Source organism: Salinivibrio sp. MA607, from assembly GCF_001996245.1.
Classification (GTDB): domain Bacteria; phylum Pseudomonadota; class Gammaproteobacteria; order Enterobacterales; family Vibrionaceae; genus Salinivibrio; species Salinivibrio costicola.
This window is the reverse complement of the sequence record NZ_MUFJ01000008.1, coordinates 64,010-80,235: the sequence shown is the minus strand read 5'-3', so window position 1 is coordinate 80,235 and position 16,226 is coordinate 64,010. Positions and strand designations below refer to the sequence as shown.

The following is a 16,226-nucleotide window of genomic DNA, read 5'->3' as shown; positions in this document are numbered from 1 at the left end:
GATAAGGAGACAATATGGTCAAGGATTGCAAACGGCGGTGTCGAACAGGCTGGCTTGTGGGCTGTCTGTTGGTGCTTGCGGGATGTACCACGGAGCTTGCGTACAATACGTTGCCGTTTTGGATTCACTATTACCTGGACGATATTGTCGACCTGACCGCCACCCAATCGCGCCAAGTAAAAGCGGACCTCGATGCAGTTCAGCAATGGCATCGCGTGGAGGAGTTGCCTCGGTTAGCGGATCGGCTCACCTTGATCGCCGCGCAAAGTACGGAACGGCAAACATGGGACCAATTGCGCGATCATCAAGCTGGGTTTAAAACTCGGATACAAGCCACACTCAATGCACTGATCCCGGCGACGACGCGTTTATTGCAAAGCCTGGATGATCGTCAGGCTGAGCGATTGACCCAATTTTTAAAAGACGAAATTGCTGAGGCACAAGCGCGCCGTGACCAGCAATCACCGCAAGAACGGCTAGCCGAGCAACAAGAAGAGCTTGAAGAGCGCACTGAGGGTTGGGTCGGACACACCACAGACAGCCAAGCGCCATTCTACGCTGAGATGGCGGACTACCAGCAACGCGCGATGCCGACCTTCATTACGGTACGTGAGCAGTTGCAAGCGCGGCTATTTAACCTGATTGAGACACGCCAACGCGATGACTTGGACAGTCAACTGCGTCAATGGGTGGATGACCTCGTCGCCTGGCGCGGTGGTAGTGATACGCAGACAGACATGGCGATCTATCGCTCTCGGCGCCTTGACTGGTTACTCAGGTTCGATAAAAGCTTGGATGATGATCAACGCACGCACTTGATAGAAGAACTTGAGCAATGGGCGTCGCGTTTGCAAGGCATGGCTGGATAAAAATACCCTGATCCTCGCTAGGGTGATCTTGCTCATTTTTGCGTGTAAGCAGCTATGCTATTGATAAAGGCCATTACATTCTTAGCGCAATCAGCAAGGACCGCTTATGATCATCTATCTGCATGGCTTTGATGCCACCAGTCCAGGCAACCACGAAAAAGTGCTTCAACTTCAATTTGTTGACGACGATGTTCGCACCATTAATTACAGCACCCTGCACCCCAAGCATGATATGCAGCACTTACTTAAACAGGTGCAAACGCAGATCGAAGCCAGCCAGGATCCTAACCCATTAATATGTGGTGTTGGGCTAGGCGGGTATTGGTCAGAGCGAATTGGATTTTTGTGCGGGATAAAACAGGTTCTGATCAACCCTAACTTGCACCCTCAGGAAAATATGCCGGGCAAAATCGACCGTCCTGAAGAGTACGAAGATATTGCAACTAAATGTGTCACTGATTTTCGTCAGCGTAACCAGCAGCGGGCGTTGGTTATCCTATCACGTGAAGACGACGTGCTAGACAGTCAACGTAGCTATCATCTGCTTTCACCTTTCTATCCTGTGCGTTGGGATGAGGCGCAAACCCATAAATTTAAAAACCTTTCTACGCATCTACAAGCGATTGCGCACTTTAAAAAGTCTACCTGATGGTCACTTTCCCGTATCGAGCGTATAGCTAGGCCATTGTTATACGCGCTTGGTGTTATTTTCCTACATTTTATCCGTAAATAAAGCACAGACAAGGGTCGAAGTGATCGCCATTTTACGGCAAAATGGACGGGCGTGCTGACCAACTACACAGCAATAAACCACACGCACTGATACAGATTATGTCGTTAGTCACTAACAAATAGAAAGTGGCGTACTTAAGACCGATTTTAGCTAGTGGCATACGTGCGGCTAGCGAGTGTTTTTTAATTAAGGTAAGGATGTAGAAGTGACCAAAATTATCGTTGTCGGCGGTGGTGCAGGCGGGCTTGAGCTCGCGACCAAGCTAGGCCGCACGTTAGGCCGCAAACGCCGTGCTGAAATCACCCTCGTCGATAAAAACAGTAGCCATTTATGGAAACCCTTGCTGCACGAGGTGGCCACGGGATCGATGGATGAAGGCGTCGATGCATTAAGCTATCGCGCGCATGCTAAAAATCATGGGTTTGATTTCCAAATGGGCACATTGTGGGATATTGATCGCGAACGTAAGGTGATCACCCTCGCGCCCATGTATGACGAGAATAACGAGCTATTAATGCCCGAGCGTGAGCTCGAATATGACACCTTAGTGATGGCGATTGGCTCGACCTCTAATGACTTTAATACCCCTGGCGTGCGTGACAATTGTATTTTCCTGGATAACCCGAAACAGGCACACCGTTTCCGCCGTGAAATGAACAATGAGTTTATGCGCCTGCACGCGAAACACGGTGACGGCAGTGTTGATATTGCCATTGTCGGTGCGGGGGCGACAGGCGTTGAATTGTCGGCTGAGCTGCATAATGCGATTAAAGAGCTGCGCAACTATGGTTTCCGTGACCTCGAGAACTCTAAGTTGAATGTGACCTTGGTTGAAGCAGGCGAGCGAATCCTACCGGCGTTACCGCCACGTATTTCTAGTGCCGCGCATCAAGAGTTATTAAAACTCGGCGTAACAGTAAAAACCAACACCTTTGTGGTAAAAGCTGATGAAGATGGCCTAGAAACCAAATCGGGTGAACGTATCCATGCCGACATTATGGTTTGGGCTGCGGGGATTAAAGCGCCTGATTTCTTGAAAGATATTGCGGGTTTAGAAACCAACCGCATTAATCAGCTTGAGGTGAAGAACACCTTACAAACCACCCGTGACGACGATATTTTTGTGATTGGTGATTGTGCGGCGTGCACGCAGGAAGATGGCAGTAAAGTGCCACCGCGCGCGCAGTCTGCCCATCAAATGGCGAGCCTGTGCTTTAGCAATATTGTTGCGAAAATGAACGGGCGTGAACTTAAACCTTATGTGTTTAAAGATCATGGTTCGCTGGTTTCCTTAAGCCGCTTCTCGACGGTTGGCAGCTTAATGGGGAACCTGACCAAAGGCTCAATGATGATCGAAGGGCGCATCGCGCGTGTGGTTTATATTTCTTTGTATCGCATGCATCAAATTGCGTTGCACGGCTATGTAAAAACCGGCTTGATGATGTTAGTCGGCCGCATTAACCGTGTGTTACGTCCAAGCTTGAAGCTGCACTAAAGTGGGATAACGCGCCTAATCTAAACCGGGGCCTGTCCCCGGTTTTCTTTTTGAAGATGGCGCTTTTGCGATAATTGTTGCTCAATGGCGCGAAAGTCGTCACAATGGCGCCGCAATCAAGATTATTGATATCACTTCTAGAGCAACCCTCCTGAACGCCGAGTTTTCCTCATACAACGATATTGATATTCATGCCCTTAAGCGACGGGTAGGGTGTCTACACGTGGCGACATTTTTTTATTTAWTGAGATCAATTGATGAGTTTCTCCTCTTTAGGACTATCTGCACCACTCCTTAAAGCCGTGCAAGAGCAAGGCTATACCATCCCATCACCGATTCAGGCTAAAGCGATTCCGGCAGTAATTGAAGGCCAAGATGTGATGGCTGCCGCGCAAACCGGCACCGGTAAAACCGCTGGGTTTACGTTACCGATTTTAGAACGTTTGCAAGCCGGTAAACGTGCACGCCCGAATCACGTTCGCACTTTGATTTTAACGCCAACGCGTGAACTCGCCGCACAAGTTCATAAAAACGTTGAACAATACAGTCAGTACACGCCGCTGACCTCGCTGGTGGTGTATGGTGGGGTGAAGATAAACCCGCAAATGATGAAATTGCGTAAAGGGGCCGACGTCCTCGTGGCAACGCCGGGTCGTTTATTGGATCTGTATAACCAAAATGCCGTCAACTTTTCGCAACTTGAAGTGTTGGTGCTGGATGAAGCCGATCGCATGCTGGATATGGGCTTTATTCGTGATATCCGTAAGATTTTGGCCGCTTTGCCTGCGAAACGTCAGAATCTATTGTTCTCAGCCACCTTCTCGGATGAGATCCGTCAACTTGCCAAAGGCATGGTCAACAATCCGGTAGAGATTTCGGTCAGCCCTGCTAACCAAGCGGCGACCAGTGTCGAACAGTGCATTTATCCTGTTGATAAAAAGCAAAAAGCGCCGATGCTCTTATCGTTAATTGCCGATAACAACTGGCAACAAGTGTTGGTCTTTAGTAAAACCAAGCACGGTGCCAATCGTCTGTCGCGTTATTTAGATGAGTATGGCGTCAGTGCTGCCGCGATTCACGGTAATAAAAGCCAAGGCGCACGTACCAAAGCACTGGAGCAATTCAAAACCGGTGATGTACGTGTGCTTGTCGCGACCGATATTGCCGCGCGTGGCATCGATATTGCGCAATTACCACAAGTGGTTAACTTTGATTTGCCCCATGTCGCTGAAGATTATGTTCACCGTATTGGACGGACCGGACGGGCCGGCGCTGTGGGTCATGCGATTTCGCTCGTCTGTGCCGACGAAGCTAAAGATCTCTTTGCGATTGAACGTCTAACCAAGCAAGTGTTACCGCGCCTTAGCCTTGAGGGTTTCCCAGTGGCGAATCCACTGCCGGAGTCGCGGTTAGATACGCGACCACTGAAGCCGAAAAAACCGAAGAAGCCAAAGCAGTATCAAGATGGCCAACGTTCGGGCGAAAAAGCACGAGGGCATAAACCGATGAGTAAAAATCGTCGCCATACGGGCAAGCCGGGTGCGAAACCGTCATCCTCATAGTCTGACTGGGGCTGTGAGCGTGAAACTAAAAAAGCCGGCTTGATGTGCCGGCTTTTTAATGCGATTTTTTCGATGAGCGGCTTTCAATGAACGGCTTTCAATGAGCGACTGTCGATTAACCGTTATTGACTTTGCGGACCTGAATAATCAATCCCATCATTGGATTATCGAGATAATGTGTTTCACCACTGCGCATACGGCGTTTGTGGGTAAATGCATAAGGCTGCAAGTAGCGTTCAACATGGTATTGTTTTTCTACTTTCTGTAGCCCTGCCACTTGCACATCGTTATTTTGATTCGCGGCAGCATCGGCGCGTTGCAGTGGCATATCAATGATGTCTTCAACTAAAGCGCGACGTTCAGTCGGCTCGCGTAACACCATATCGGCCTCGACATATAAGTAATGCTGGACATAGACACGTAGTGTGCCGTCAAGTTCATACAATCCCTGCGGTGTCGCGGGCTCGGAGACGCTTTGTTCGTCCYAGTCTTTGCGGCTTAAGCCATCGGTAGGGTCGTCAGCGGTCTTCGGCTCAGGTGTTGCTTTGATCGGCGTGCCGTCGGGATTAAAACTTGCGCGATAGTCTTTTCCTGCCATCACTCGCAGTAAAGGCAGTGCCGCTCGACCACTGTCATCTTGGCGCCATGCCACATGAACCATGGGCGTAAAGCCTGCATGGTTTTTTAATTTGTTGTAGGCATCGTTAAGTTGCCATTGGTTAGGTGACAATGGCGTTAACCCGGCGTCTTGTAACGCGCGTTGATTGGTGACTGGCACGCCGCGGCTCACACTGCTCTCGCTGTCTTGCGATGGCCAGTTTTCTTCTACGCTTGCAGGATCTTGGTTGCGCTTAAAAACAATTAATTCGACATCATAAAGCCGTTTAGCCCAGACGGGTTGGCTTAATGACAACAGTAATAACACCACAAGTCCTTTTAGGCCTGCGGCTGAGCGCCAATCTTTCGCGGGACGTTGATGATTTCTCACTGGTTACTCCATTGGTAATGAAAGGCGACGTTGTCAGCCGCCTTTCATTGGGTTTGTTGACGCACTAGGCGACTAACTGATGGCTCGCAAATTGAGTCAACAGCTCATCAATAAAGTTCATCCGCTCGCGTCGGTCGGTGAGCGTTTCGACAAACTTGATCTTAGTTGGCCCGTCAAACTTAAACTTATCTGGGCGAGATTGTAACAGTCCCACTAAAAATCCGGGATCAATTTGCGCGTTTTCATGAAACTCCACTAAGCCACCCCGTTCACTGGCCTCGATCTTCTTCACGCCTAGGCTCGCGGCACGTATTTTCAGTTGCTGAATGTGGAGGAGGTTCTTCGCCGCATCAGGCAGTAATCCAAAGCGGTCAATCAGCTCGACTTGCAGCTCGTTCATGTCGTCGTTGGACTTGGCGCTGGCAATGCGTTTATACATCGATAGACGCATATTAATGTCCGGAATATAGTCATCCGGTAATAGGGCAGGTAGCCGCAATTCAATGTCGGTCTGTTCATTGAGCAGTGCATCTAGGCTTGGCTCTTTGCCCTCTTTTAAGGCTTCAACCGCTTGCTCTAACATATCCATGTAGAGGGTAAAGCCAATCGATTGAATTTGGCCGCTCTGCTCATCGCCCAATAACTCGCCCGCCCCACGAATTTCCAAATCTTGCGTCGCGAGAGTAAAACCGGCCCCTAAATCTTCCAGCGCGGCAATGGCGTCGAGTCGTTTGACCGCATCTTTGGTCATGCGTTTTGGATGTGGCGTGAGCAGATACGCATAGGCTTGGTGGTGTGAGCGTCCAACCCGGCCACGCAACTGATGAAGCTGCGCCAAGCCAAAGTGATCGGCGCGATCAATAATAATGGTGTTGGCTGAGGGAATATCGATGCCGGTTTCGATGATGGTGGTACACACCAATACATTGTACTTTTGGTGATAGAAATCACTCATGATTTTTTCTAGCTCACGCTCGCGCATTTGCCCATGCGCCACGGTCACGCGAGCTTCAGGGATCATGTCACTGATTTCATTCGCGGTTTTTTCTATTGTCTCGATATCGTTGTGCAAAAAGTACACTTGCCCCCCGCGCATGATTTCGCGCAAGAGCGATTCTTTGATCAAGTTGTCTTCGCGCTCGCGGACAAAAGTCTTCACCGCTAAGCGTCGTGAGGGCGGGGTCGCAATAATCGACAGATCACGCATGCCACTCATGGCCATATTGAGTGTCCGGGGAATCGGTGTGGCGGTGAGCGTGAGAATATCAACATTGGCACGCATGGCTTTGATTTTCTCTTTTTGACGTACCCCAAAGCGGTGTTCTTCGTCGACAATCAGTAAGCCTAAATCCCGTACTTTGACATCGGATTGCAGTAACTTATGGGTGCCGATCAGTATGTCGACTTTGCCGGCTTCGCAATCGGCCATGATCGCTTTTTGCTCTTTGGCGGATTTAAAACGTGAGAGCACTTCAACCCGCACTGGCAGGTTAGCGAATCGATCGCGGAAGTTTTCAAAGTGCTGTTGCGCGAGCAAGGTGGTTGGCACTAATACAGCAACTTGCTTACTGTTGTTTACGGCGAGGAACGTCGCCCGCATTGCCACTTCCGTTTTGCCGAAGCCAACATCGCCGCAGACCAGGCGATCCATGGCGATCGGGCGGCACATGTCGGATAACACCGCATTAATCGCTTGAGACTGATCTGCGGTTTCTTCAAACGGGAAGGTGGCCCGAAATGTTTGATAGGCCTCTTTGTCATGAGTAAAGGTAAAGCCTGGCTTGGTTTCGCGTTTGGCATAGACATCCAAAAGCTCTGCGGCGACATCACGGACTTTTTCGGCCGCACGGCGACGGGCTTTTTCCCACGCTTCGCCGCCTAATTTATGGATAGGTGCGGTGTCTTCCGCTCCGCCAGAGTAACGGCTAATTAAATGCAATGCGCCGACAGGCACATACAGTTTGGCTCCTTGCTGGTATTCGAGCGTCATGTATTCGGTTTTTAAGCCGCCGGCCTCTAAGGTCTGCAAACCTTGATAGCGGCCAATACCGTGCTCAAGGTGAACCACTGCTTGTCCCGGTTTGAGCTCTGCCAAGCTGCGGATCACCGCATCATTACTGACGGTTTGTTTGCGTTTTTCGCGTCGGCGTTGTTGCACGGCGCGCTCGCCGAACATATCACTTTCGCAGATCAGGGCAAATTGGCGCGGGTTATCAATAAAGCCTTGATCCACCGGACCGATGATTAAACCAAAACGACCGGGTTGTGATAGGGCTTCGGATAAGCCATCTGCGACCATAGGACGGATTTTCGCTTGGCTAAGTAAATCCAACAATGCTTCGCGTCGACCTTCCGATTCGACCGAGAAAATCACCTTACCGCTATACACTTCGCTGAATTGACGCAATGCGGCCAACGGCTCTTTCGCTTGGTGGTTAACGGTCAGTGGCGGCAGTGGCGAGATGTCCAGATTCTCGCGTCCGGCTTTTTCTGTGACGCTGTCACTTTCAAGCTTAAGCCGAGGGTACTGTTTGAGTGTCGCAAACAGGGTGTCTTTGCTCAGCCATAGTGCATCGGGAGGAAGCAGTGGACGCAGCGGATCAACACGGCGTTGATCATAGCGGTTAGCGACATCTGCTTCAAAGTGGCTGATCGCCGCATCGATATCGCCGACCGATAAGATAAGTGTGTTGTCAGGCAAATAATCGAACAAGGTTTCGGTTTGCTCGAAAAATAGCGGCAGCCAATACTCGATCCCCGCTGGCCAGGTTTTTTTGCTGACTTGCTGATAAATCGACTCAGGCTCTCGGCGCGCTTCAAAGTGTTCACGAAAACGGCCGCGAAAGTATTCGACGGCGGCATCATCGGTAGGAAACTCATGAGCCGGCAGTAATTGGATCTGAGTCAGTTCGCCGGTTGAGCGCTGGTTTTCCGGATCAAATTGACGAATGGTATCGACTTCATCATCAAAAAAGTCAATGCGATAGGGTTCGTCGCTGCCCATTGGGAATAAATCAAGAATGGAGCCGCGGCTGGCAAATTCACCATGTTCCATCACCTGATCAACATGGCGGTAGCCGGCATCGGTGAGTTGATCACGCAGCTTTTCAAGCGAAAGAATATCGCCTTTTTTCACCATTAACGCATGTTGGTGCAAAAACTGTCTTGGTGTGACGCGTTGCAGTGCCGTACTGGCCGGTGCGATTAATACTCCCGTTTTCTGGTGCGGCAGTTGATACAAGCAAGATAGGCGTGCCGAGATAATGTCTTGGTGGGGCGAAAAACTGTCGTACGGCAGCGTTTCCCAATCCGGAAAAAGATCGCACTCACCTTGGGTGAACTGGCGAATGGCCGGCTGTAATCGCACCGCGGTTTGGTTATCCGGGACCAATAGAAAAACCGGGCCCGCATGCTGTTGGGTTAAGGTTGCAATCGCTAGCGGAAGCGCGGCCCCTGCTAGGTTACCAAGGTGTTTAACGTCGCCGGGGCCCGTGGGCAGAGTGAAAGCGTAGAGCGGTTGTTGGGTCATGAGTTTAACTGCTTGATTGTTTTCGGTCGCGTGCGCGTTTTTTTAAGAGTTTTTGCTGATGATACAACGCGGCACGAATGAGAGTGTCTTGGTCTTCTTCCAATAACCGTGTGTACTGGATTTGGATCAAATAGTGAGGCTGATTGCCATCGTCTTCTTGGTGATGCTCGCAATCGGTCACCACGCCGTAGCAATAAATGGCTGTGGGTGGATGATCAAGGAACAGCTTGACGCGTGCATGTACCCCAAGTGCTAACGGCGATGGACTCAGGTACGAAAAACGACTCGCCCCAAAGGTATGGGTGATAAAGCGGTGAGAAGGCTGATCTTCATGGCTGAGCATGTAGCCCATCATCAGTGTGAGCTTTTCGTTTTGAGTCTGCAAAATGCGGAACAATGCTGACGCGTCATTAGGGTCAATCGACTGTAAATCCTTTTCCACGTCAGCATCAAGCTGGCCGCATTGGCTCGCCAAGCGAAATGGCGCGGGGATCTCCGCGATGAAGCCATCCGCGTCCGGTTGCGGTTGATTGTCGGCGAGAGGCTCCACATTTATCCGCATGGCCGCTCGCACAGAGAAGTATTCGTCTTGGCTCATCACTGTGCCTTTACATTGCTGTTGTATTCATGATTATCACGCACCCTTACCGAGAGGTAAAGGTTAGCGATACTTTCTCGCCCTAAAGGCATGGATTTGTATTATCCAGAGGGGGTTAAATGCGGCGGTTAACTTGGCGAGCCTGACTTGGACAGGTATGCTTGCAGCGAATCAAAACAATAAGCTAGGTGTGCTATGTATCAACCTTTGTCGGTGTTTATTGGCCTGCGCTATCTGCGTGGCCGTTCAGCCGACCGCTTTGGGCGTTTTGTCTCGTCGATGTCTACCGCGGGGATCGCGATCGGTGTATTGGCGTTGATTACGGTGTCATCGGTGATGAATGGATTTGAAGCCCAACTCAAAGGCCGTATTTTAGGGGTGTTGCCCCATGCGATTATCGCCAATGGCCAGTTAGGATCGACACCATCGACCATAGAGCAGTGGCCGCATGTGGTCGATACCGCGCCGATAAAAACCACCGATGCGGTGATTCAAAGCCGTAATGGCCTCAGTGCCGGTTTACTTGAAGGGATTGATCCGAAGGCGACAGAGCCGCTGGCGTCCCACCTTTTGCAAGGTGAGATGTCGGCACTGCGTCCGGGACGCTATCAAGTGATGATAGGGCGCGCGATGGCATCTGAGTTGCAATTACGGGTCGGAGATTCGGTCCGAATCATGGTCACCAGTGCCAGCCGTTTTACGCCCATCGGTCGGATCCCAGCGCAACGTTTATTTACCGTAGGTGGGATTTTTCATACTGGCACGGATGTCGATAACCAGTTGATGCTGGCCAACATTGAAGATGTCGCAAAACTGAGTGGTATTTCCCCAAACCAAGCGAACGACTTACGGTTATTTTTGGATGATCCATTTGCGATTACCCAGCTTAAACCCAAGGCCGATCCTGCCACCTGGACCGATTGGCGACGTTGGCGTGGTGAGCTCTTTCAAGCGGTGAAAATGGAAAAAAACATGATGAGTTTGATGCTGAGTCTGATCATTGTGGTGGCGTCATTTAACATCATTTCCGCGCTGATCATGGTGGTGATGGAAAAACAATCCGAGGTCGCGATTTTAAAAACACTGGGCATGAAAGATAGAGACATTGTGGCTGTCTTTATCGCTCAAGGCAGTTTAAGTGGTCTGGTTGGTGCTGCCATTGGGGGCGTGCTTGGTGTATTGATTGCATCATACATCAACGAAATCATGGCGATATTCGGCGTGAGTCTATTGGGTAACGGCTTAGCGTTGCCTGTGGTTGTTAATCCGTTTCAAGTTGCCATGATACTCGGCTTAGCCGTTGTGCTAAGCGTGTTGGCAACCTTATTCCCTGCATTTAAAGCGGCATCTGTTCACCCTGCTGAGGCACTGCGTTATGAGTAAATCTTTGTTGTCCTGCCACCGTGTCAGTAAAACCTATCAAGAAGGTGGGCAATCAACCTGTGTGTTAAACCAGGTGTCAATGACAATAGCCCCGGGCGAGCTGGTGGCGATTGTGGGGTCATCCGGCTCGGGGAAAAGTACGCTATTGCACACGCTTGGCACGCTTGATGCGCCGAGCGAGGGCGATGTTTGGATTGAGGATGCATTAGTGAGTGCGATGTCGGCGTCACAACAGGCGACACTGCGCAATCAAACCTTAGGATTTGTTTATCAGTTTCATCATTTGTTGGCCGACTTCACCGCGCTCGAAAACGTGATGATGCCTTTGCTGATCAACAAAGTCAGTCACAAAGCGGCAGCAAAACAAGCCACTGCGATCTTGAACGCGGTTGGGGTTGGGCATCGACTCAAGCATCGCCCCTCGGAGTTATCGGGGGGTGAGCGCCAACGTGTGGCGATTGCACGTGCCTTAGTCAATGAGCCGAAGTTGGTATTGGCCGACGAACCGACAGGCAATTTGGATCACGCCACGGCGTTAGAGATCTACGATTTGATGCGACAACTGAATGCGAAACATGGCACGGCGTTTTTAGTGGTCACTCATGATAGTGAGCTGGCAGCAAAACTGGATCGCCAAGTGATGATGCAAGATGGCCATTTGGTTGTGCAGGAGGCATCATGAAACCGTTATCCTTGGCGATAGGCCGGCGCTTTAGTCGTGCTCGGCAGCGAAATCGCTTGGTCTCCTTTATTTCTCTTTCCTCGGTCATTGGTATCGCGGTGGGCGTCATGGTGATCATTGTGGGTTTATCGGCCATGAACGGGTTTGAGCGAGAGTTGAATCAACGCGTGCTGTCGGTGGTGCCTCATGGGCAGGTGTTTGGGGTCAATGGTCCGATTGAAAACTGGCAACAGGTGCAAGCGCAAAGTGAACGGCACCCACAGGTGGAAGCGGCGGCGCCTTATGTCGAGCTTACGGCATTGATGGAACATGGCACTCGCTTACAGCCCGCACAAATTCGCGCGGTGGATCCCACCTCAGAGCGCACGGTTAGCCGGATTGGTGATTATATCGATGGTGGATGGGAAAGCTTGCCAGCGGGGCAGTCTCGCCTTGTCTTAGGGCAAGGCATTGCTTCTCAGCTCGGTGTTAGCAAGGGTGACTGGATCACGGTCATGGTGCCGGCGACAGACAGTAGCCTTAACCTACGGGCACCGAAGCGGGTGCGAATGCAGGTTGCTGGCCTGTTGCAGTTAGGCGGACAAATCGACCATTCGCTGGCATTAATGCGTCTCCAAGATGCCCAAGCTCTGATGGGAATGGATGAGGCGGTGACCGGCGTCTCGCTTAAGGTTTCGCCGGTACTCGACGCGCGAAAAATCGTACAAGAAGTAGGGCAAACCTTATCTACTTATGTGTACTTAAAAGATTGGACGGGCGATTTCGGGTATTTATATCGCGATATCCAGTTGGTCAGAGCCATTATGTATTTGGTGATGGTGCTGGTGATTGGCGTGGCGTGTTTTAATGTGGTGTCAACCTTGATGATGTCGGTAAAAGATAGAGCCGCGGACATTGCGATTTTACGCACAATGGGCGCGAATGATCGCCTGATTCGACGCATATTTATCTGGTACGGATTGTTCTCTGGGGCGTTAGGCAGCGCAATTGGCAGTGTGTTGGGCGTGGCGATTGCCAGTCATCTCACCGCGATCTTGTCTCAGATTGAGGCTTGGGTCGGGCATCGTTTTTTGTCAGGTGATGTGTATTTTGTCAACTTTCTCCCCAGTGAGCTACATGCCACAGACGTGGTACTTGTTAGTATCACGGCGATACTTCTGAGCTTGCTGGCGGCTTGGTACCCAGCACGTCGTGCTTGCCAGCTTCAACCCGCTGCAGTGCTCAGTGCCAAATAGCGTGAATACCAGATAGCTTTAATACCAGAGAGCTCTAAAACTAGATAGCTTTAATACAAAATAGCCTTGATACAAGATAGCCTGCATAAAAGACAGCGACAAAAAGAGCCCGTTACGACGGGCTCTTTTTGATCTGTCTCGCTCAAGGGTGTTAACGATTGTATAACGACCAACAGCTATTCCATCTCACTCGCACCTTCTCGGGCTCACTCTTGCGCAAGATGCACCGAGCGCTACGCTACGTGCTCACTAAGATGACGGTTTGGTCGGCTTTGGGAGTACTTGTTTGATTTTCTTAGGCAAGCGAAGTTTGCGCTTTTGCCAGCTTCTCACCACCGAGTAGCGCCAAATACCGCGCACACTGAAATAACCAATCACCGCGAAGACGAGCCCGCTAGTGATACACCCTAATAAAAAAGGTGGGCCAATATGGCTCATTTGCTCGGCAAGGTAATGCCATGAAAGCTCAAAGTGAAAGGGGATAGGTGCCGTATTCAGCATCCAGGTCCCGAGTTTGTAAGCGAGATAAAACATCACCGGCATGGTGATTGGATTGCTTACCCACACCAAAGCCACGGCCAGTGGCAGATTCACGCCGAACATAATGGCCAGGCCAGCGGCCATGATCATTTGGCTAGGAAGCGGGACAAATGCCATAAACAGCCCCACCGCAAAGGCCCCTGATGCCGAGCGCCGGTTAAGGCACCACAGATTGGGATCCTGCAACAGGCTACCAAATACGCGTAGCGCCTTATTGTCGCGCAACGCCTCCCGCTTTGGCATATAGCGTTGAAAAAACTTCTTGGGCATACCTGTTTACATTACCTGGAAATTACGCGATGAAGCTAACCTTTACGATAACCGCGGCACTGACTTTGCTATCACTACCATGGTGGCCTGTATTACCGCCGTTTTGGGTCTGCTCCATTACCTGTATTGTCTTTTTTTTCGGGATGAAAACACGTTGGTGGTGGCTTGCAGGGAGCGCGCTGGGGCTCACTTGGGCTGTATTATCCGCAAACCTGTATCAAGCCAACGTGATCCACATCATTTCAAACCAAAAGGATACTACAATCACGGGCACTGTGGGCACCCTTTTTAGCGATAAAGCCGGCGCGCAAGCGATTATTTTTGATGTCGATAAAATTAATCAATCGAGATTGGCGCCTTTTCGTTCAGCGCGTGTACGTGTGTACTGGCAATCGGCGCCTTTTCCTAAGCAGGGCGAGCGTTGGCAGCTGACTGTACGGCTTAAGCCACCGTATGGCCGACTCAATGAAACCGGCTTTGATGCGGAAAAATATTATGTGGCTCGGCGAATACACGCCAAAGCCAGTTTAAAACAGGTCACACAATTAACCGATACCATTACTTGGCGTCAGCAGCTGCTTGATACCTTAACACCGACTTTATCACCACTTCGGTTTGGCCCTCACCTTTTAGCATTGAGTTTGGGCGAGCGATCGTGGCTGACTGCCGCCCATTGGGACACATTGACACAAAGTGGTTTGGCCCACTTGATGGCGATTTCAGGGTTACACATTGGCTTGGCTTATGGCATGGGGTGGCAACTTGGCCGTTGGGCGCGTGTTTGGCTGCCAGAGCAGCGTTTATTTACATGGTTGCCGCTCTATGTGGCACTCGGTGTCGCGATAGTCTATGCCGCACTAGCGGGATTTGCACTGCCAACCCAACGGGCATTGATTGCGCTGTTATTGGTGTCGGTGGCAAAGCGTCTTGGTGCCAGCGTCTCACCGCTTAATCTTTTGCAACTCACCGTGTTATTGGTACTTGCGCGTGATCCGTTAGCCGGCTTCTCGGTCAGCTTTTGGTTATCATTTTCGGCGGTCGGTGCCTTATGTCTTGCGCATTATGGCTTTTCGCGCTCATCCGGTTGGGGACAAGCGCCCCGGCGCTGGCACTGGCTGCGGCCGTTGAAGCAGCTGTTGGTCGTCCAACTTGTACTGCTGATTGGTATGTTACCGCTGCAACTCAGTTTTTTTTCTGGAGTGAGTGCGGCGGCAACGCCTATTAATCTGGTTGCGGTCCCGTGGGTGGGAATGATAACGGTACCGTTAGTTTTTATGGCCCTTTTTTTGTCAACGACTGGATTAGGGGGCGTGTTATGTTGGCAGTGGGCCAATATCAGTCTGATCCCGGTGATGGCACTGGCTGAAAATGCCTCAGCGAGTTGGTTGACTGTACCGGTGGCATCAATCGGATGGGCGTTTACTGTGATAGCGTTAGCGATAGGATTATATGGTTGGCGGTGCCATCGATGCAGCGGCTTGGTCATTGTGTTTATCGTCGCGTTAATCACCTGGCGCGCGCCGAAAGCGGTGAACTGGCAAGTGGATGTGTTGGATGTTGGCCATGGTCTTGCGGTGTTGGTGAGTAAAAATGGAAAGGCCATCCTTTATGATACTGGCAATCGTTGGCAAGTGGGCGGCATTGCACAGGCGGTCATCGCGCCTATTTTAGAAAGTCGACACATTGAGCGCCTGGACGGTCTTATTCTCAGCCATGGCGACAGTGATCACGATGGCGGTGCCGATTTTATCGTCGCTCAATATTCACCGCGTTGGCGCCGTGCCAGTGAGGTACGCTCTGGCTATCAAACGTGTGTGGCAGGGCAGCGCTGGCAGTGGCAAGGATTAGACTTCGCCGCCTTATGGCCGCCAGAGGCAACGGCACCTGCAGACAATAATGACTCTTGCGTCATACGCATCTCTGACGGGGAATACAGCGTGTTACTGACCGGAGACATTGAGAGAAAGGGAGAAGCAAATTTGCTTGCATCCTTGGGCGATCAAACGCAGCTGGACAGCGATATTATGCTGGTGCCGCACCATGGCAGTCGTTCTTCTTCTTCGCCTTCTTTTATTGGTGCGGTGAATCCTTCTTGGGCGGTGGCATCCACGGGGTTACTCAATCCTTGGCGGTTGCCCGCGCAACAGGTACGGGTCGCCTATGAGCACGCCGATGTGACGTGGTTAGATACCGCAGCCAATGGTCAGGTCCGTTGGCAGCGTGTCGACACGGGTTGGCAGTTAACGCGTTGGCGCCAAGATCATCGTGCGGCTTGGTATCGTCAGATGTTTAAACGTCGGCCAGTAAATTTGGACGCAGACCGGTAAAAGAGTAGAATGCCG

12 protein-coding genes are annotated in these 16,226 nt (G+C 51.0%); 8 read left to right on the top strand and 4 right to left on the bottom strand.

All coding sequences use genetic code 11. The annotated features are described in order from the left end of the window. Positions 1-14 precede the first annotated feature (14 nt). The 4 genes from BZG81_RS05750 (at position 15) to BZG81_RS05735 (ending at position 4,659) form a co-directional block, all read left to right on the top strand. The gene (locus tag BZG81_RS05750; protein WP_077676944.1) at positions 15-869 is read left to right on the top strand and encodes a DUF6279 family lipoprotein; all 855 of its coding nucleotides are present in this window, start codon (positions 15-17) and stop codon (positions 867-869) included. A gap of 106 nt (positions 870-975) precedes the next feature. Then, positions 976-1,518, top strand: a complete 543-nt coding sequence (ycfP, locus tag BZG81_RS05745; RefSeq protein ID WP_077577006.1) for an alpha/beta hydrolase YcfP — start codon at positions 976-978, stop codon at positions 1,516-1,518. Between the two features lie 289 nt (positions 1,519-1,807). After that, positions 1,808-3,097: an NAD(P)/FAD-dependent oxidoreductase gene (locus BZG81_RS05740; RefSeq protein ID WP_077460634.1), complete on the top strand. Its 1,290-nt coding sequence runs from the start codon at positions 1,808-1,810 to the stop codon at positions 3,095-3,097. Between the two features lie 257 nt (positions 3,098-3,354). Continuing rightward, entirely contained in the window at positions 3,355-4,659 is a 1,305-nt protein-coding gene (locus BZG81_RS05735; protein WP_021022820.1) for a DEAD/DEAH box helicase, read from the top strand. Between the two features lie 115 nt (positions 4,660-4,774). On the opposite strand, the gene BZG81_RS05730 is transcribed toward BZG81_RS05735, so the two are convergent. The 3 genes from BZG81_RS05730 to BZG81_RS05720 form a co-directional block, all read right to left on the bottom strand. Then, complete coding sequence (locus BZG81_RS05730) at positions 4,775-5,647, bottom strand: peptidoglycan binding protein CsiV (protein ID WP_077676943.1); 873 nt, start codon at positions 5,645-5,647, stop codon at positions 4,775-4,777. 64 nt (positions 5,648-5,711) lie between these two features. Next, positions 5,712-9,176 carry a transcription-repair coupling factor gene (gene mfd / locus BZG81_RS05725; protein ID WP_077676942.1) on the bottom strand — a complete coding sequence of 1,155 codons (3,465 nt, stop codon included), beginning with the start codon at positions 9,174-9,176 and terminating at the stop codon, positions 5,712-5,714. 4 nt (positions 9,177-9,180) lie between these two features. Continuing rightward, entirely contained in the window at positions 9,181-9,774 is a 594-nt protein-coding gene (locus BZG81_RS05720; RefSeq protein WP_021022817.1) for a hypothetical protein, read from the bottom strand. A gap of 195 nt (positions 9,775-9,969) precedes the next feature. On the opposite strand from BZG81_RS05720, the gene BZG81_RS05715 reads away from it, so the two are divergent. The 3 genes from BZG81_RS05715 to lolE are packed head-to-tail and all read left to right on the top strand — an operon-like array spanning position 9,970 to position 13,074. Next, entirely contained in the window at positions 9,970-11,157 is a 1,188-nt protein-coding gene (locus BZG81_RS05715; protein WP_077676941.1) for a lipoprotein-releasing ABC transporter permease subunit, read from the top strand. Next, the gene (lolD, locus tag BZG81_RS05710) at positions 11,150-11,839 is read left to right on the top strand and encodes a lipoprotein-releasing ABC transporter ATP-binding protein LolD (RefSeq protein ID WP_021022815.1); all 690 of its coding nucleotides are present in this window, start codon (positions 11,150-11,152) and stop codon (positions 11,837-11,839) included. Before BZG81_RS05715 ends, lolD begins: the two co-directional genes overlap by 8 nt. Then, positions 11,833-13,074 (top strand): lipoprotein-releasing ABC transporter permease subunit LolE, encoded by a 1,242-nt coding sequence (gene lolE, locus BZG81_RS05705; RefSeq protein WP_025744329.1) that lies wholly within the window; start codon positions 11,833-11,835, stop codon positions 13,072-13,074. The genes lolD and lolE overlap by 7 nt, the downstream gene beginning before the upstream one ends. Before the next feature lie 249 nt (positions 13,075-13,323). On the opposite strand, the gene BZG81_RS05700 is transcribed toward lolE, so the two are convergent. Next, positions 13,324-13,884 (bottom strand): DUF2062 domain-containing protein, encoded by a 561-nt coding sequence (locus BZG81_RS05700; RefSeq protein ID WP_021022813.1) that lies wholly within the window; start codon positions 13,882-13,884, stop codon positions 13,324-13,326. 29 nt (positions 13,885-13,913) lie between these two features. On the opposite strand from BZG81_RS05700, the gene BZG81_RS05695 reads away from it, so the two are divergent. Further along, positions 13,914-16,211, top strand: a complete 2,298-nt coding sequence (locus BZG81_RS05695) for a DNA internalization-related competence protein ComEC/Rec2 (protein ID WP_077676940.1) — start codon at positions 13,914-13,916, stop codon at positions 16,209-16,211. The last annotated feature ends 15 nt before the right edge of the window (positions 16,212-16,226 follow it).